Genomic DNA, 16,015 nt, shown 5'->3' with positions numbered 1-16,015 from the left:
ATGAGCAAGTCCCAGGGGATTCAGGTGAAATAACGTATTGCACAATCATATGACGATATGATATTATAACGTTATAAAAACGTATTATAAATATATGTTTTGTAATGAACGGCGCAATTTGGGAGGAGGACGTATGGATGAACGAAGACCAGGATAAATTTGCCGAATTTATGGAGCGGATTGATCGGGGAGACAAAATCGAAGCGGAGGATTGGATGCCGGACGATTATCGCAGTCAATTGATCAAGCTGATTTCCATGCACGGCATCAGTGAAGTTATGGGAGCGCTTCCGGAAAAGGAATGGGTTCCGAAAGCGCCCAGTCTGCACCGCAAATTGGCAATAATGGCGAAGGTTCAGGATGAGATGGGGCATGGCCAGCTGCTGCTTAGGGTGGCGGAAGACCTGATGGCCCCGTTGGGTAAAACGAGGGAAGATCTGCTGAATGATTTGTTTGAAGGGCGCTTGAAATACCACAACGTTTTTCACATGCCGGCGCCGACGTGGGCCGATGCGGGCGTGATCGGTTGGCTGGTTGACGGTGCGGCCATCATCACCCAGACGATGTCTCTCGACACATCGTATGCGCCTTATGCCAGGGCGCTGCTCAGAATTACGGCGGAAGAGAAATTCCACGCTTATCATGGAGAAAGCATCGTGCTGACGCTGGCCGAAGGAACGCGCGAGCAGCGCCAAATGTTGCAGGATGCGATCACCCGCTGGTGGCCTGCGCTGCTCATGTTTTTCGGGCCTCCGGATAACGGCGTGATGAGCAGCAATCAGTCAATGAATCTGCGCTACAAGATCCGCACGCAGACGAATGAAGAACTGAGGCAAACTTTCTTCAACAAATATGTGCCGCGGATTTTTCATCTGGGGCTGACGCTGCCGGATGAAACGATTCGTTACGATGAGAAGCAGCAGATGTGGATCTATCGCCAGCCGGATTGGGAGGAATTCAAGCAAATTGTCAAAGGCAACGGACCCCGTTCGAAAGATCGGCTGCATTTGAGGCAAATGTCCTACGAGGAATCGGAATGGGTTCGCAAGGCGCTGTCTTACAATCCCCGCAAAGCGGTTTAGGAGGCTGAATGCAATGAGCGAAAATCAGCATGAAAATCAGGGGTTCTACGCGGTCTTTGAAGTGTTCAGTCAAAAAAGCCCGACGGCCAGCTTCGTGCATCAATTCAGCTTGCTGGCCCCGAACCATGAGATTGCGATGTCGATGGCGCGGGAAAACTTTTTGCGCCGCGAACCCTGCCATAATATCTGGGTGGTCAAACGCGAGGATATTGTCGGGCTGCCGCATGAGGAACGGCAATATTTGGAGCGTCTCGACAATAAAAGCTACCGGGAAACGAAAGGGTATGGCGATGTGCAAAGCAGATGGCGCCGGTTCCGGGAACAATACGAGAGCCGAATGTCTACGAAATAGAGGAGAGGATTAACATGGCAGAATTGCAGCGAATCGTGAACGCGGAGCAGGCCAAAGAACAGGCGGAATACTTGGCCGCTTTGAAGGAGCTGCTGTTTCAGATGGCCGACGATGATTTGATGATCGCATATCGCGGGTCGGAATGGCTCGGTCTTGCTCCGCACATTGAAGAAGACGTTGCCTTTTCCTCGATGTCGCAGGATACGATGGGCCATGCGGTGATGTTTTACACCCTGCTGGAGGAATTGGGAGCCGGCAAGGCGGATGATCTGGCCCAGTTAAGGGATTCTGCCGAATTCAGGAACACGATTCTGGTGGAACGCGCGAACGGCACAGGCAATTATATGGTTAATCCGCATTTTGACTGGGCTTATTCGATCGTCCGCTTTTATCTGTATGATTTGTTTAAGCTGGTCCGTCTGGAGGTGCTTTCTCAGTGCTCCTACATTCCGCTCGCGCAGGTGTCGAGAAAAATGCTGACGGAGCTGAATTATCATCTCATGCATTGGCGTGTCTGGATCAAACAGTTGGCGAACAGCACGGAAGATGCCCGGGAGCGACTTATGGCGGCGCTGGAAAAGGTGAACGCGGATATCGGCGACGCATTCAAGCTCGGCCCGATGGCGGACGCGATCATCCGGCACGGATTGATGATACCGGAAAAGGAGATTCGTGAACGTTGGGAGCGGAAAGCAAACGAAGCTTTTCATGCTTGCGGCATCAATTGGACGAAACCGGCTGAATCGCCTCAGCTTGAGGGCCGTGCCGGACAGCATACGGAGGACTGCGTCGATGCGGTCCGCACCTTGTCCGAGGTATACAGATTGGATCCGGCAACAAGCTGGTAAAGGAGTGATTCGCCATGACGTTGCTTGCAGACGACAGCCTTGAGAAAGCGTTATGGGCACTTTTGGAGGAAGTCAAGGATCCGGAAATGCCGCCGGTCAGTTTGGTCGAGATGGGAATGATCCATCAGGTGTCGATCGCCGATGGAATCGTCGCCGTCGAGGTGCTTCCGACCTTTGTCGGATGTCCGGCGCTGAAGCTCATGAAAAAATCAATCTCAGAGAAGTTGTCCGAATTGGAGCAAGTCAGGGAAATCCGGGTGAATTTTGTGTTCGATCCGCCCTGGACTTCGGACCGCATCAGCGATGCGGGCAGGGAGAAGCTGCGAAGCTTCGGAATCGCGCCGCCGCCTAAAAGCCATAAACCCGGCGAAATGTGGGAGGTCAACTGTCCTTATTGCGGCTCCCCTTACACCAAGATGGAAAATTTGTTCGGGCCGGCGGCCTGCCGCAGCATTTTATATTGTCCGAAATGCAAAAATCCGTTCGAGGCTTTTAAACCGATAGCCGTATCCGGAAGTAATTGAGTTGAATTTTGAGAGGAGTCAGATGATGGAACAACCAAAGCTGATGTTTATTGACGGGGAATGGGTTCGGTCGATAAGCGCCGAGACTCTGAAAATAAGAAATCCGGGAACCGGGGAATCTGTGGGCAGCGTGACCTTCGGCGTCAACCTCGATGCGGCGAAAGCGATCCAAGCCGCTTCCTTCCGGTCCAGAGTAAAGCTCCCGGCGGGGGCTGAAAGCCATAACACATTTAACCTGGATATATAAGCCCGATACCTTGCCTTCTTTCCCGCAGCTTCTTCTCCACCCGAAACTCCCGAAAACCCGACCAGCCGCCTTCCTGTTTTTCGGATTGATCATACATCTCGGCTTCCACGCTAATGAAGATATCGGCGATAACGCCATAGGCATCCGCCCAGGCCTTGATAATTTCCTCCGTAGCCGCATCGCCGAGCACATCCTTGATGGCTGCAAGCAAATTTTGCCCAACAATCGGATAGTGCTCCGCTTTAATGCCGAGACTGCGGTGCTTATGCCCGATCTGCCTTACGACAGGCACGACCTTTTCCAATTGATCTATATTTGCGGCTGCGGCATATGCCGCATTGGCAAGCGCAGTCTGCTGCCTGCCTTGCTGTTGATTGGCATGATTGAAAATGTTCAGCAATTCCGGATGATGAGTAAACAGCAATTGGTAAAAACGCTTCGTGATCGTCGTCCCATGCCTCTCCAGAACAGGTACCGTGGATTTGATGATTTGGATCGTTTTCTCGCTTAACATGATGCTCTCCTCACTTTCTTATATTTGGACATAAAAAAGTGTATTCAAAGAGTACCATGCCCTGGGTGATTGCAATCACATCAAAATATAACGATTTGTGACAAGTTTTAATTGCATAAATGTGCAATCATGCCTGTCAACCTCTTTTCAAAGCAACGATCCGCAGCCTTCGGTAATCCGCCAGCCAGCCTTCGCTGCTGCGGGCGAGGACTTGGGTCAATTTGCCGGTGATCCATTCGCTTGCCTCCGCCGTCTGCTCTTCGGACATTCCCGAGAAATACGGCCGGGCAAACATGCTCAGCCAGTCGCGAATCCCCTGTTCATCTCCCAACGGAGTAGGCCGGTCGAACAATTCGGCAAATACCACGTCAAAGCCGGTTTGCTCGAGCAGCGAGGCATATTCACCGATGCTGGGATAATACCATGGATTCCGCGCGGCGGCATCCACATCATAGCGCGAGGCCAGCACCTCTTCGATGGCGCTCGCAAAAAGCCGCACGTTGCCTTTTCCGCCGAATTCGGCCACGAATCTTCCGCCCGGGCGGAGCGCTTCCCATATCGATTCGGTGGCGCCCTTGGCGTCTTTGACCCAATGCAGGGCGGCATTCGAGAAGACGGCGTCGTACGGTTCCTCCGCGCGAAAGCTCTCCGCGCGTCCGATGATAAAGCGGAGCTCCGGGTATTTCTCGCGCGCCCTCGAAATCATTTCCTCCGATGCGTCCAAGCCGGTCACATCCGCGCCGAGCTTCGTCATTTCATCGGCAAGGTCCCCTGTTCCGCATCCCAAATCGAGAATTTTTTCGCCCGCCGCAGGTTTCAATATTTGCAGCAGATCTTGGCCGTATCGTGATACAAATCCCAAGCTGGAGTCATAAAGAGCGGCATTCCAGGGACGTACTTCTTTCATGTGCTTTTTCTCCTTTCGTTTGCTTCGATCATCCGGATGTATTTGTTATATCACGATATTCTGTATATTTGAAATATATATGAAGTATAAATATAATAGAAATCAACTATAAGTCAGGTGAGGGCGGCACAGAAAAAAATCATAGCAGGAAAGAAAGGGAGGCTGTCCGGTTGTTCAAGCAGATCATCAAAGCGCCGATCCACTTTTACCGCAAATTCATATCGCCGTTGAAGCCGCCGACCTGCAGATTTTATCCAACTTGTTCGGAATATGCTTTGGAAGCGATCGAAGTGCATGGAGCCTTGAAGGGCTCCTATTTGGCGGCAAGACGGATCGCCAGGTGCCACCCGTTTCATCCGGGAGGAATCGATCATGTTCCGCCCAAAGCGGCGGATCATGCGAAAAAGCCGTCCGAGTGAGACGAAGCCGGGAACGGACTCCGGCAAGCTTGACACGGATAAGCGATATTGGGTATATTTTGCGTAAGGATGAATTTTTGAGTAAAATACACTGCCCATGAAGGGATAAGTACAGGGTCATACCTATGACAGAGAGCCGGTTCCAAGCTGAAAGCCGGTATAGGAAAGCTTTGGAAGATGGTCCCGGAGGCTTCGCCTTCAAGTTGAGCCGGCGTTTGACGGCTGGTCGGGAATTCAATTGAACCTTGGCACGCACCATGGATCCGATTGAATCTGCGGCAGCCACCGGTCGGGGTCTGTTTTGACCCCGGCGGTCTGCGGTTCAATAAGGGGGCGGCGCGAACGTCGGCGTTAATGGCGGGAGTCTGCCAAGACTCGGCAAGCCCCCGCTTTGTGAGAACGGGGGGGAATTTGGGTGGTACCGCGTGAGTTCAACTCTCGTCCCATGGAGGACGGGAGTTTTTTGTTTGTCATGACGCTGCACAGTTGGCACGAAAGTGCGAAATCGATGCGCAATAGACGCACAATATAATATATGGAGGTTGAAGAAGATGAGCGATTCTCGAAAAACGTTTTACATCACCACGCCGATTTACTATCCCAGCGACAAGCTGCATATCGGCCATGCTTACACAACCGTGGCAGGAGATGCTATGGCCCGCTATAAAAGACTGCGCGGCTATGAAGTCATGTATTTGACGGGGACGGACGAGCACGGACAGAAGATCGAACGCAAAGCGAAGGAGAAGGGCGTTACCCCGCAGCAGTTCGTTGACGATATCGTGTCCGGCATCAAGCAGCTGTGGAGCAAGCTGGATATTTCCTACGACGATTTCATCAGGACCACGGAAAAACGGCATATCGAGTCGGTGGAGTACATTTTTCAGAAGTTTCTCGATCAGGGGGATGTTTATCTGGGAACCTATGAAGGCTGGTACTGCACCCCTTGCGAATCGTTCTTTATGGAAAGGCAGCTGGTGGACGGCAATTGTCCCGACTGCGGCAGACCTGTTGAAAAGGTCAAGGAAGAGATTTATTTTTTCCGGATGAGCAAATATGCCGATCAGCTGCTGAAGTATTATGAGGAAAACCTGGATTTTATCCAGCCGGAATCCCGCAAGAATGAGATGATCAACAATTTCATCAAGCCCGGCCTGGAGGACCTGGCGGTTTCCCGGACGACGTTCGACTGGGGCGTCAAGGTTCCCGGTGATCCGAAGCATGTGATCTATGTCTGGATCGACGCGCTGTCCAACTACATTACCGCATTGGGCTACGGCTCCGGGCAGCCGGACAAATTCGACCGCTATTGGCCGGCGGATGTTCACCTGGTCGGCAAGGAGATCGTCCGCTTCCATACGATTTATTGGCCGATCATGCTGCTGGCGCTCGGGGTTCCGCTTCCCAAAAAAGTGTTCGGCCACGGCTGGCTGCTGATGAAGGACGGCAAAATGTCCAAGTCCAAGGGCAATGTGGTCGACCCGGTCACGCTGATTGACCGCTACGGCTTGGACGCCCTGAGATATTACCTGCTGCGGGAGGTACCGTTCGGCTCGGACGGAACGTTCACTCCGGAAAGCTTCGTGGAGCGCGTCAATTTCGATCTGGCCAACGATCTGGGGAATTTGCTGAACAGAACTGTGGCCATGATTCACAAATATTATCAAGGGGAGCTGCCCGCTTATCAGGGTGACATTACGCCCTACGACCGTCCATTGGCGGAGTTTGCGACTAAGACCGTCCGGCAGGTGGAAGAAGTAATGGAGAACATGGAGTTTTCCGTTGCCCTGTCCTCCATTTGGCAGCTGGTCAGCCGCACCAACAAATACATCGACGAAACGCAGCCGTGGAATTTGGTCAAGGATGAAAGCCGGAATCAGGAGCTGGCCTCGGCGATGTACCACCTGGCCGAATCGATCCGGATCGTCTCGATCATGCTGCAGCCGTTCATGACGCAGGCGCCGAAGCGGATTTGGGAGCAATTGGGGATCGCCGACGGCAAGCTGACGGAGTGGGACAGCATCCGCGAATTCGGCGCGCTTCCCGGCGGCCTGAAGGTCATCAAAGGCGAACCGATCTTTCCGCGGCTCGACGTGGATCAGGAAGTGGCCTATATCGTGGAAGCGATGGGCGGAACTCTTGTCCGGCAGGCAGGACAGGGAAGCGAACCGCAGGATGACGTCAAGCAGACGGCCGAAAAGGCAGGGGATAAGGGCGGCTCAGGCGGCAATGCGCCGGTAGGCGAATCGGAGCAAACCGAGGCCAGCGAAATCTCGATCGACGATTTTGCCAAAATTGAGCTTCGCGTGGCGCAAGTGCTGTCGGCCGAGCCGATCCCGAAGGCGGACAAGCTTTTGAAGCTGCAGCTGGATATGGGCGTCGAGCGGCGTCAGGTAGTATCGGGAATCGCCAAGTATTACAAGCCTGAGGAGCTCGTCGGCAGGAAAGTGATCTGCGTGGCCAATCTGAAGCCCGTTAAGCTTCGCGGAGAGCTATCTCAAGGGATGATTTTGGCCGCTTCGGAGGGAGATCGGCTGACCTTGGCCACGGTGCCGGAAGATATGCCGAATGGTGCGGTCGTCAAGTAAACCGCTGTTCAGTCATCCGCAGCACTGCGGTCTTAAATTAACATGGCCTGACGGCCGTCGCCATCCATGAAAATGCGCTTGGCCTGTGTATCTGCAAACGTTGCCGCATACTGGAACTGCAGGTCACAGGCCAACACGTGATCCAGATCTTCAATATTTTTGATCATATCGGTTTGCATTAAGTTTTCTCCTGTAAGTGTATATAACTTGTCAGCATTGTTCCATTTGCTTTTTATGCCTAAGTTGTTAATCAGGGAACCGAGAGGAATGAACATCGAGTTTTGATGAAGGACAGGAATTGTATCCATGCTTGTTTCGACACCATCAACCGTTATCTTTGTGGAGTTGATCTGAAAAGTGACCGTTTTTGAACCATTTTGATGGTTGCCACTTTTGAGTTGGCGTCATATCCTACCTTTGCTCCTAATAACTGCTAATGGAACGCAAGGGGATCATGAGGCGATTATTGGAATCAATATAAGGAGCCTTTGGAGTTGTATACAATACGTAGAAATCATTAACTTTTAATAAAACGGGAGTCTCATTTGTTGAAGCATGAGCAACTTCTTGAATAGGAACTTGAGTAAATAATCCTAGTGCGGTTAGACAAAGAGATATGAGAATTTTCTTAGCTTTCACTTAAATTACCTCTCTTCGGGATCAAGAGACGACATCACTTTGGCAACGATTGCTCTTTCATTTCCTGTAATGGACGGATCAATATTATACCCTAAACTTTGTGTATTTTTCGCACTTACAGCACTTGTTCCGACCAGCGAGAGCATTAATGCAAGCGTAATAAGTATACCTCTTTTTTTCATAAATGTTTCATCTCCTTTTTTAGGTTAATTTAGGTCTAACAAACCGTCCTTTGTCACTGCTAAACTAAGAAATCCATATAAATGGATTTCAATATCACCCCATTTTAAATTGAAAGTTTAAGGGATTACATAAATACTATAAATATAGCAATATATTACATTTATACTAACATAATGAATCTATTTATCAACCAAATATTCATATATTTTTTATAATTACTAAAAAACCAAATTGTTATTGCATCATTTAGGACTCCAAGCGAATATTATCGTAATTTCTACGAATAATATTGACAGTTCCCCTTTCTCTGCCCTATAATCCTTATTGTAAAACTTACGATTTGTAATAAGCTCAAGAGAAAGGAATCTTACGATGCGGCTTCGTGCATTTGCAATTATTGCTTTATTGGTTCTATCGCTTCTGTTCAATATGGGCTGTTCTTCCCAAAGCCAGCTTCAGGAAGGGAAGGTCAACGTCATCACCAGTTTTTTTCCGCTCTATGATTTTGCAAAGCGAATCGGAGGGGAAGACGTCAATGTGATCAATCTGATTCCCACCGGCGTGGAGCCGCACGATTGGACCCCGAAAAGCAAGGACATCTCCGAGATTTCGAAGGCTCAGGTATTTGTGTATAACGGCGCCGGATTGGAAGGTTGGGTCGGCGATCTGCTGGGCAGCATCACGGACAATAAGCGTCTTGTAGCGGTTGAAGCGAGCAAGGGAATCCCGTTGATTGCTACGAATGCTTCCCAGTTTACCAATGAAACCAATCCCGGCGCCTCAACCGGAAAGGCTCAAGGCCTTCCGGCCCAATCGGTTGATCCCCATACCTGGATCAGCCCGCTTTCGGCCATGCAGATGGCGGATAACATCAAGAACGGTTTGATTAAAGCAGATCCGGCACATCAAAAGGATTATCTGGCAAACTATGAAGCTTTCATCGGTGAATTGCAGAAGCTGCATGACGACTTCCGCAATTCGTTGGATGCAGGGACCTTGAAAAGGCATGAAATTGTCGTATCCCATCAAGCGTTCGCTTATCTTTGCCGCGATTACGGCTTGAAGCAGCTTCCGATAATGGGACTGTCGCCCGACTCCGAGCCGACGGCAAAGGATCTGCAGTATATCTCCCAATTTGTCAAGGAACATCACGTGACCACGATCTTTTTTGAGGAACTGGTTTCCGACAGGCTGGCCAAAACATTGGCCTGGGATTTGGGGATCGGCACAGCGGTGCTCAATCCGATTGAAGGCTTGACTGAACAGCAGGCGAAGGCGGGGGAAAATTACATTTCATTGATGCGCGAAAACCTTGCAAGTCTGCTGAAAGCTCTGAACTAGTTCCAGCTTTATCCTTAAACCGACGGGAGGGAAACCTGTATGGCCGTGCTTACTGAACCCGGCCGTTCCGGAACAGCAGCCGCACAAGCGGGAAGTCCAACGGATCATCTCCATTCAGCAGACAGCGGCAATTCTCCGGAGACGAACTGCCACGAGAGTGTCGTGACGTTTCGTAACGTGTCCTTTTCCTACGAAAACAAGCGGATTATCGAAGATTTGAACTTTTCCATCCAGCAGCGCGACTTCGTCGGGCTGGTCGGCTCCAACGGCGCCGGCAAAACGACGCTGCTGAAAATGCTTGTCGGCCTGCTTAAACCGACATCAGGGGAAATTTGCATGTTCAATCGGCAGATTTCCCAGTTCAACCAGTGGGAACGGATCGGATATGTCCCTCAGAAAAACAATATCAATCCGCTTTTTCCGGCAACGGTAAAGGAAGTTGTCCTTTCGGGCTTATACGGCAGGAAGAAGATGTTTCGGCGGATTACCAAGGAAGATCTTCAGAAATGTGAGGATGCGATGAGTGTCATGGGCATTGAGGATTTGGCCGGCAATCAGATCGGACGGCTTTCCGGCGGGCAGCAGCAGCGCGCTTTTCTGGCACGTTCTCTAGTTAACAATCCGGAGCTGCTGATTCTTGATGAGCCAACCGCAGGGATTGACGAAGAGACGCAGATGAGCTTTTATCATATGATTCAGCATATGCATCGGCATCATCACATCACTTTTCTGATGGTCTCCCATGATCTCGACATGCTTCAATCCTATTTGGGGAGCGAGCCGCTGTACCAGTCGGGGAAATTGAAATTTTTCGTCAAGCATTCCCATGAAATCGAGGATTGCGATGAACGAAATCTTACGCACACGATGGCCGATTTGCGCCGAAATTTGAATGCGGATAAGGAGAGAATAGCCGGTGGACATCTTGCTTGAGCCTTTTTTTCAAAGGGCGCTGCTTGGAGGCTTTCTGATTGGGATGATGGCGCCTTTGCTGGGAACTTATCTGGTGCTTCGGAGGCTTTCGATGATCGGGGACACGCTGGCTCATGTGTCGATTGCGGGAGTCGCTCTGGGCTTTCTCATTCAGGTTTATCCGGTCGTCGTCGGTTTGTTGTTTGCTCTGCTGGCCTCCTTCGCCGTCGAAAAACTACGCAGAGCCTACAGGTCCTATGCGGAGCTGTCCATCGCCATCATTTTGTCGGGCGGGGTGGCGCTGGCATCTTTGTTGTTTACCTTGGGCAAAGGCTTCAATATTAATGTCATGAGCTATCTGTTCGGAAGCATTTATACATTGGACAGCGTTGATTTATGGATGGTGACCGGCGTAACCGCTGTCGTTTTGGCGGTCGTCCTCATCTTTTTCAAAGAGTTGTTTCTGCTGACCTTTGATGAAGATGCCGCAGGCATCAGTGGACTGCCCATCGGCTTTTTTAATCTGCTGGTGACCGTGCTTACGGCCTTTGTCATCAGCGTATCTATCAAAATCGTCGGCGCTCTGCTGGTTTCCGCGCTGCTGATTATTCCCGTCGCCGCCAGTCTTGTGCTCGCCAAGGGCTTCCGGCAGGGCGTCGTGCTGGCCGTCATCATTTCCGAAATTGCGGTGATCGGCGGTTTGGTACTGTCGGGTGTATGGAATTTGGCGCCGGGAGCAACCATCGTGCTCCTTTCGATCCTGCTGCTTCTTGCCGCTTTCGGGATAAAAAGGAGAATCAATATTTAAGTAAAATATTCAATCCGGGCCTGCGGAAAATAGCTGAAAATTTTTTCTGTGATGAATTCGCGCAAAGCCGCAGCCTGCTCGTCCGGATATACGTATTTCCCCTGGCCCCATCTTCCCCATTTGTATTTGCGTTTCGCTTCATCCATTTCCAGCTTGGTTTTCGGGTACCAAAGCTCGATGATTCTTTTGGCGGTTTTCGTAAAACGGTGCTGGATCAATTCGAACGTCAAATCGTTCACCGCTTCTTGATTCACGGAACGGGACAGCTTGCTCAGCAGTTCGTCGTATCCATCCTCCCAGCCTTCATGCCAAATGATCGGAGCGATGATAAAGCCGAGCGGATAACCGGCGGCGGCAACTTTGCCGGCGGCCTCGATCCGTTCGGCTCGAAATTTCGGATGACATAGTCGGAATTGATGCTGAACCGAAAGCGGGTATGCCGGTTGTGCTTCGCATCCAGCAAGGAGTCGACATGATGGTATTTGGTAACGAACCGGAGCCGTCCGTACGGCTCGCGGCCCATCCATTCAATTAACTCCCTCAATGAGCCGGTAATGTGCTCCAGCCCCACAGGGTCCGAAGTGCAGGTCGTCTTTCGGATGCCCACAGCGAGTGTCCGCTTGGCATTCTTGTATTTGATCAGATCGTTTTCTCCGGGAAAATTCTTGATTCGATTGTGCGAAGTGGTCATTTGAATGGGCAGGTGATGCTCCTGCGCCCATTTGTATATATTTTGGCCCTTTTCATATTCAAGCGCCGCAGGCTCAAAATAGACCAAATCCGGAACGAATTTCAGCGTGTTTGTCTGCTTTTCGGATAACAGCATGGATGACATCAGTGAACCTCCTGCAAACGGATAAATTTCAATGATGATTTTATTTTCTGCGGAGGGACAATGATCAAACATGGGAAATCTCCGGATTTCATGGACATTGTACATATCTTGGAAATATAATGATAAATAATCAACAATATCGGGTATGCCTTGTCTTCTGGAAGCGATACAGTGTATCATAAGAAGACAGATTGGTTTGGAGGGAACTGAATGGCGGCCACACCCAGCATGGAAGACTATCTTGAGCGAATCTATAAATTGATCGATGAAAAAGGGTACGCAAGAGTATCTGACATTGCGGAGGGCTTGGAAGTCCATCCCTCATCGGTGACGAAAATGATTCAAAAACTCGATAAGGACAATTACCTGATCTATGAAAAATACCGGGGTTTGATTTTGACCTCGAAGGGCAAAAAGATGGGAAAACGCTTGGTTGACCGGCATCAACTGCTGGAGGATTTCCTTTACCTGATCGGAGTGCAACAAGACAATATTTATCAGGATGTTGAAGGGATCGAGCATCATTTGAGCTGGGATTCCATCACCTGCATCGAATCGCTGGTTGAATTCTTCCGCCGGGATCCGGAACGGATCAAGGATCTGCACCTGCTTCGTATGGAGCTGGAGACAACTGAATAGAAATCTTGCGAAACCCCGGCCACGCCGGTTTTTTTTTCGAAAAAAATGGCCTGCATAGGGCCAACCTGAAACCGCATACATACTGAGTATAACAGTCTTCATCAGTTTTTCGCAGCTGGAGGTGATGCGTTCTGCTCGTCAATGCGGTATTTGAAGGGGGTGGGGTTAAAGCGATTGGCTTGGTCGGCGCCTTGAAGGCGGCAGAGGACAGGGGAGTTCGCTTCAATAAGGTGGCAGGCACTTCCTCCGGAGCGATCATCGCTTCATTGATTGCTTCCGGTTACACGGCAGACGAAATCGAAAAAATTCTTTTGCAGACTCCGTTTACTTCTTTTTTGAAAAAAACGTTATGGCATCGTGTCAGAGTCGTAGGGCCGATGGTTCGGCTGTTCATAAAAAAAGGATTGTATTCCGGGGAAAGTCTTGAGTTCTGGATCAAGGGCTTGCTGCAGCAAAAAGGAGTGCGGACCTTTGGCGATCTTAAGCCGAATCAATTGCGCATCATCGCATCCGATATTTCAGACGGGCGGATTCTCGTGCTGCCCGAAGATATCCGAAACTATGGCGTCGATCCTCAAAAGCTCGAGGTGGCCAGTGCTGTCAGGATGAGCGCCAGCCTGCCCTATTTTTTCGACCCTGTCATCTATCGAAAACCGCTGAGATTCAAGGAAAAACCGCTGCATTTCAAGCAGCAGTTTGTCTACATCGTGGATGGAGGGATTCTCAGCAATTTTCCATTGTGGATCTTTGACAAGGAAAGTGCTTTGCAAGAAAGAACAAATATGATGCCGACGGTCGGCTTTCAGCTTGTCGGGATGAAGGAGGGGGTCGCGAGGAAAATCTACGGTCCGTTCACGATGTTTCAGGCCTTGCTGGCCACGATGATGGATGCGCATGACGAAAGATATATCGAGGACCACAACCGTTTTCGAACGATCAAAATTCCGACGCTCGGGGTGCAAACCACTCAATTCGGGATTTCCCGGGAATTGAGCAAAAAGCTGTACGATTCAGGCTACAGTGCGGCGTTGCGGTTTTTCGACAAGTGGTCCGTGTCCGCTTATATGTCCCAATATAAGAATATCGTGCAGAAACAAAAAGTCTGAACCCATATGGGTTACAGACTGGAAAATCAAGCTGAATTCAATGGTAGCGGGGTGTTTCATTATCATCCCCACTGTTTTTATTGCCTTCAATGACCCGGAAGCGGGCTTTGTTTCGCTTCGCCTGCGAGTCCTTTTTTGTTCCCGGCCGGTATCCCGTGCGTTGGTAACTCCGGTTGCGTCCGTAGCGCTTCGGCGGGAATTTGTAAAGAACAAAGACGATTCCGAATACGACGAGGGGAATAAGCCATTGGCGGAAATTGTATGCGACGCTTGTGATGAAGCCTATCGCGAACAATATGGCTACAATATAGATCACAATCTGCTGCCGATTTCTCATAGGCGCCCCCTTGTGTTATCGGACAAGTCCGGGATCGGATGCATTCCGGCCGTCGAGCTCGAGCATCCGCTTGAAGGATGCGATCGCCACTTCGACCTGCCGGTCGTCCGGCTGCTTGGTCGTCAAATGCTGGAGCCAGAGTCCCGGGTAACCGAGGTACCGAAGCAGCGGAATTTCTCTGACGCTGTTTGTAAAACGCAGCACTTCATAGGAAACTCCGATGACCACGGGCAGCAGCGCCACGCGCTGGACAATTCTTTCCCACAGGGTATCGTAGCCGATAAACGAATAGATCACCACGCCGATAATGACGGTCAGTACCATAAAGCTGCTGCCGCAGCGGTAATGCAGCGTGCTGTATTTCTGCACGTTCCGAACGGTCAGCTCCTCCCCGGCCTCATAGCAGCTGATGACTTTGTGCTCGGCCCCATGGTATTGGAACAGTCGTTTAATCAGCGGAGTTTGTGAGATGGCAAACAGATAGAAGAGCAGCAAAACAATTTTGATAATGCCTTCTATGAAATTGTGCAGCACCTGGTTCTCGAACGCATTCCTGAATAAAAAGTCTTCCACAAATGCAGGTACCAGCGTAAATATCAGTTTGCCGAAAATAAACGACAGAACGCCGACGACGGCTACGCTCAAAATGGTGGAGAAGTTGGAGAAAATCGATTTTTTCTCGTCCTTGGCCACTTTTTTGGCCGTCGTACTTGTTTCTTCGCCGCTTTCGTCCTCCGCATAGGCCTCCGCAGAAAACGTCAAATGCTGAGAACCTTTAGCGCTGGCTTCGACAATTCCGACGAGTCCTCTGACAAAGGGGATTTTTTTCAGAGCTTTGACCCAATTCTGTTCCCGTTTGGGCGCTTCAAAGAATTCGATTTCGTTATTTTTGCGGCGTACGGCAGTTACGTGAACGGTTTGACCGCCGAACATGACGCCCTCGATCACTGCTTGCCCGCCATAAATCGTGCATTTGGGCTGCGACATCTGAAGTCACCTTCCTTCTGGATTCCTGTTTCTATTGTAACGAAATTAATCGGGAAACGCCACTTGTTTACATTGCCATCAGACGCCCCATGCCATTTTTCGTGCCGCCAAAGGTGATGAAAATGGCGCGCTGAAGCGTTCTTGAAGAATTCACATAAAGATAGATGAACATACTAAAAAGGAGTCTGTTCGACCATAATGCTGTAAAAAATATTTTGTCAGAAAGGATTCGCGATTAATGGCGGAAGACAACCGGGAATCGAGTGGCAAGCCTTTAACCAATCGGTGGATGCATGCGATGTATATCGGCTTTTTTGCCGGTCTCATCTGGGGAGCGTTAAAAATCCTGCTTTACTTGATCAAGTTCACCAAAGTGATTCCGGGATTTTTGGCCGAACCGTTTTTCAAAAATGAATTTTTAAAAACTTGGAACGGACATGTGATCGGCCTGCTGTTCTTTATCGTTTTTTCGATTGCCGCCGCGCTGCTCTACACCGCGCTGTTCGTCAAGCATAAAGGACCTTGGATCGGCTTGTTTTACGGATTGGCGTGGTGGGCTGTCCTGTATTTGCTCGTCGGCCCCCCTTCCGGAATGATGAAATCGATACGGCTTCTGGATACGAACACATTGCTGGCGGATTTGTGCCTGTTTACCTTATGGGGGGTTTTCATCGGCTTCAGCATCTCTTACGAATTTACCGACGAAAGAGTCCGGGAACCCGGCGCCCTAGGATCGAATCGTTGAAA

The 16,015-nt window shown here is 50.2% G+C and carries 18 protein-coding genes and 3 pseudogenes; 13 read left to right on the top strand and 8 right to left on the bottom strand.

The window, feature by feature from the left end; genetic code table 11:
• Positions 1 to 137: 137 nt before the first annotated feature.
• From paaA to VF724_RS07390, 5 genes are read left to right on the top strand one after another with little or no spacing between them, the layout of a single operon-like run.
• The gene (gene paaA / locus VF724_RS07410) at positions 138 to 1,082 is read left to right on the top strand and encodes a 1,2-phenylacetyl-CoA epoxidase subunit PaaA (RefSeq protein WP_371753596.1); all 945 of its coding nucleotides are present in this window, start codon (positions 138 to 140) and stop codon (positions 1,080 to 1,082) included.
• Between the two features lie 13 nt (positions 1,083 to 1,095).
• Complete coding sequence (gene paaB, locus VF724_RS07405; protein ID WP_371753595.1) at positions 1,096 to 1,434, top strand: 1,2-phenylacetyl-CoA epoxidase subunit PaaB; 339 nt, start codon at positions 1,096 to 1,098, stop codon at positions 1,432 to 1,434.
• A 14-nt stretch (positions 1,435 to 1,448) separates the two neighbouring features.
• Complete coding sequence (gene paaC / locus VF724_RS07400; RefSeq protein ID WP_371753594.1) at positions 1,449 to 2,282, top strand: 1,2-phenylacetyl-CoA epoxidase subunit PaaC; 834 nt, start codon at positions 1,449 to 1,451, stop codon at positions 2,280 to 2,282.
• A 14-nt stretch (positions 2,283 to 2,296) separates the two neighbouring features.
• Positions 2,297 to 2,806 carry a 1,2-phenylacetyl-CoA epoxidase subunit PaaD gene (gene paaD / locus VF724_RS07395; RefSeq protein WP_371753593.1) on the top strand — a complete coding sequence of 170 codons (510 nt, stop codon included), beginning with the start codon at positions 2,297 to 2,299 and terminating at the stop codon, positions 2,804 to 2,806.
• Positions 2,807 to 2,828: 22 nt separating this feature from the next.
• Positions 2,829 to 3,053: a hypothetical protein gene (locus VF724_RS07390; protein WP_371753592.1), complete on the top strand. Its 225-nt coding sequence runs from the start codon at positions 2,829 to 2,831 to the stop codon at positions 3,051 to 3,053.
• Positions 3,054 to 3,072: 19 nt separating this feature from the next.
• Here VF724_RS07390 and VF724_RS07385 read toward each other — a convergent pair.
• Together VF724_RS07385 and VF724_RS07380 are read right to left on the bottom strand one after the other, a co-directional pair.
• Positions 3,073 to 3,567: pseudogene (locus VF724_RS07385) on the bottom strand (globin domain-containing protein); the annotation flags it as partial.
• Between the two features lie 136 nt (positions 3,568 to 3,703).
• Positions 3,704 to 4,474 carry a class I SAM-dependent methyltransferase gene (locus VF724_RS07380; protein WP_371753591.1) on the bottom strand — a complete coding sequence of 257 codons (771 nt, stop codon included), beginning with the start codon at positions 4,472 to 4,474 and terminating at the stop codon, positions 3,704 to 3,706.
• Positions 4,475 to 4,644: 170 nt separating this feature from the next.
• Between VF724_RS07380 and yidD the strand changes: the two genes are divergently transcribed.
• Together yidD and metG are read left to right on the top strand one after the other, a co-directional pair.
• Entirely contained in the window at positions 4,645 to 4,893 is a 249-nt protein-coding gene (yidD, locus tag VF724_RS07375) for a membrane protein insertion efficiency factor YidD (RefSeq protein WP_371753590.1), read from the top strand.
• A 551-nt stretch (positions 4,894 to 5,444) separates the two neighbouring features.
• The gene (gene metG / locus VF724_RS07370; protein WP_371753589.1) at positions 5,445 to 7,481 is read left to right on the top strand and encodes a methionine--tRNA ligase; all 2,037 of its coding nucleotides are present in this window, start codon (positions 5,445 to 5,447) and stop codon (positions 7,479 to 7,481) included.
• Positions 7,482 to 7,513: 32 nt separating this feature from the next.
• Here metG and VF724_RS07365 read toward each other — a convergent pair.
• From VF724_RS07365 to VF724_RS07355, 3 genes and pseudogenes are all read right to left on the bottom strand, one after another.
• A pseudogene (locus tag VF724_RS07365) lies at positions 7,514 to 7,849 on the bottom strand (stalk domain-containing protein); the annotation flags it as partial.
• Between the two features lie 55 nt (positions 7,850 to 7,904).
• On the bottom strand, positions 7,905 to 8,120 hold the full coding sequence (locus VF724_RS07360; protein ID WP_371753588.1) for a hypothetical protein: 216 nt from the start codon (positions 8,118 to 8,120) through the stop codon (positions 7,905 to 7,907).
• A gap of 5 nt (positions 8,121 to 8,125) precedes the next feature.
• The gene (locus tag VF724_RS07355; protein WP_371753587.1) at positions 8,126 to 8,302 is read right to left on the bottom strand and encodes a hypothetical protein; all 177 of its coding nucleotides are present in this window, start codon (positions 8,300 to 8,302) and stop codon (positions 8,126 to 8,128) included.
• A 373-nt stretch (positions 8,303 to 8,675) separates the two neighbouring features.
• On the opposite strand from VF724_RS07355, the gene VF724_RS07350 reads away from it, so the two are divergent.
• The 3 genes from VF724_RS07350 to VF724_RS07340 are packed head-to-tail and all read left to right on the top strand — an operon-like array spanning position 8,676 to position 11,364.
• Positions 8,676 to 9,644 carry a metal ABC transporter substrate-binding protein gene (locus tag VF724_RS07350; RefSeq protein WP_371753586.1) on the top strand — a complete coding sequence of 323 codons (969 nt, stop codon included), beginning with the start codon at positions 8,676 to 8,678 and terminating at the stop codon, positions 9,642 to 9,644.
• Positions 9,645 to 9,683: 39 nt separating this feature from the next.
• Positions 9,684 to 10,577, top strand: coding sequence for a metal ABC transporter ATP-binding protein (locus tag VF724_RS07345; RefSeq protein WP_371753585.1), 894 nt, complete (start codon positions 9,684 to 9,686; stop codon positions 10,575 to 10,577).
• Positions 10,561 to 11,364 (top strand): metal ABC transporter permease, encoded by an 804-nt coding sequence (locus VF724_RS07340; protein ID WP_371753584.1) that lies wholly within the window; start codon positions 10,561 to 10,563, stop codon positions 11,362 to 11,364. Before VF724_RS07345 ends, VF724_RS07340 begins: the two co-directional genes overlap by 17 nt.
• Here VF724_RS07340 and VF724_RS07335 read toward each other — a convergent pair.
• Positions 11,361 to 12,199 (bottom strand): annotated as a pseudogene (locus VF724_RS07335) (spore photoproduct lyase family protein). The gene VF724_RS07340 and the pseudogene VF724_RS07335 sit on opposite strands and share 4 nt — an antisense overlap.
• Positions 12,200 to 12,409: 210 nt before the next feature.
• On the opposite strand from VF724_RS07335, the gene mntR reads away from it, so the two are divergent.
• Together mntR and VF724_RS07325 are read left to right on the top strand one after the other, a co-directional pair.
• Entirely contained in the window at positions 12,410 to 12,838 is a 429-nt protein-coding gene (gene mntR, locus VF724_RS07330) for a transcriptional regulator MntR (protein ID WP_371753583.1), read from the top strand.
• A 131-nt stretch (positions 12,839 to 12,969) separates the two neighbouring features.
• Positions 12,970 to 13,944 (top strand): patatin-like phospholipase family protein, encoded by a 975-nt coding sequence (locus tag VF724_RS07325; protein WP_371753696.1) that lies wholly within the window; start codon positions 12,970 to 12,972, stop codon positions 13,942 to 13,944.
• Between the two features lie 37 nt (positions 13,945 to 13,981).
• On the opposite strand, the gene VF724_RS07320 is transcribed toward VF724_RS07325, so the two are convergent.
• Both VF724_RS07320 and VF724_RS07315 read right to left on the bottom strand, forming a co-directional pair.
• Complete coding sequence (locus tag VF724_RS07320; RefSeq protein WP_371753582.1) at positions 13,982 to 14,281, bottom strand: hypothetical protein; 300 nt, start codon at positions 14,279 to 14,281, stop codon at positions 13,982 to 13,984.
• Positions 14,282 to 14,296: 15 nt separating this feature from the next.
• Positions 14,297 to 15,268, bottom strand: a complete 972-nt coding sequence (locus VF724_RS07315) for a DUF1385 domain-containing protein (protein ID WP_371753581.1) — start codon at positions 15,266 to 15,268, stop codon at positions 14,297 to 14,299.
• A gap of 238 nt (positions 15,269 to 15,506) precedes the next feature.
• On the opposite strand from VF724_RS07315, the gene VF724_RS07310 reads away from it, so the two are divergent.
• The gene (locus VF724_RS07310) at positions 15,507 to 16,013 is read left to right on the top strand and encodes a YqhR family membrane protein (protein WP_371753580.1); all 507 of its coding nucleotides are present in this window, start codon (positions 15,507 to 15,509) and stop codon (positions 16,011 to 16,013) included.
• Positions 16,014 to 16,015 lie beyond the last annotated feature (2 nt).

Origin of the sequence: Ferviditalea candida, assembly GCF_035282765.1 — a bacterium.
Classification (GTDB): Bacteria; Bacillota; Bacilli; order Paenibacillales; family KCTC-25726; genus Ferviditalea; species Ferviditalea candida.
The sequence above is the reverse complement of the archived record's forward strand: the minus strand, read 5'-3'. Positions and strand labels throughout refer to the sequence as shown.

Coding starts and splice junctions, on each gene's coding strand:
- paaA (WP_371753596.1), top strand. CDS start 138: ATGAACGAAGACCAGGATAAATTTGCCGAATTTATGGAGCGGATTGAT.
- paaB (WP_371753595.1), top strand. CDS start 1,096: ATGAGCGAAAATCAGCATGAAAATCAGGGGTTCTACGCGGTCTTTGAA.
- paaC (WP_371753594.1), top strand. CDS start 1,449: ATGGCAGAATTGCAGCGAATCGTGAACGCGGAGCAGGCCAAAGAACAG.
- paaD (WP_371753593.1), top strand. CDS start 2,297: ATGACGTTGCTTGCAGACGACAGCCTTGAGAAAGCGTTATGGGCACTT.
- VF724_RS07390 (WP_371753592.1), top strand. CDS start 2,829: ATGATGGAACAACCAAAGCTGATGTTTATTGACGGGGAATGGGTTCGG.
- VF724_RS07380 (WP_371753591.1), bottom strand. CDS start 4,474: ATGAAAGAAGTACGTCCCTGGAATGCCGCTCTTTATGACTCCAGCTTG.
- metG (WP_371753589.1), top strand. CDS start 5,445: ATGAGCGATTCTCGAAAAACGTTTTACATCACCACGCCGATTTACTAT.
- VF724_RS07355 (WP_371753587.1), bottom strand. CDS start 8,302: ATGAAAAAAAGAGGTATACTTATTACGCTTGCATTAATGCTCTCGCTG.
- VF724_RS07350 (WP_371753586.1), top strand. CDS start 8,676: ATGCGGCTTCGTGCATTTGCAATTATTGCTTTATTGGTTCTATCGCTT.
- VF724_RS07345 (WP_371753585.1), top strand. CDS start 9,684: ATGGCCGTGCTTACTGAACCCGGCCGTTCCGGAACAGCAGCCGCACAA.
- mntR (WP_371753583.1), top strand. CDS start 12,410: ATGGCGGCCACACCCAGCATGGAAGACTATCTTGAGCGAATCTATAAA.
- VF724_RS07320 (WP_371753582.1), bottom strand. CDS start 14,281: ATGAGAAATCGGCAGCAGATTGTGATCTATATTGTAGCCATATTGTTC.
- VF724_RS07315 (WP_371753581.1), bottom strand. CDS start 15,268: ATGTCGCAGCCCAAATGCACGATTTATGGCGGGCAAGCAGTGATCGAG.
- VF724_RS07310 (WP_371753580.1), top strand. CDS start 15,507: ATGGCGGAAGACAACCGGGAATCGAGTGGCAAGCCTTTAACCAATCGG.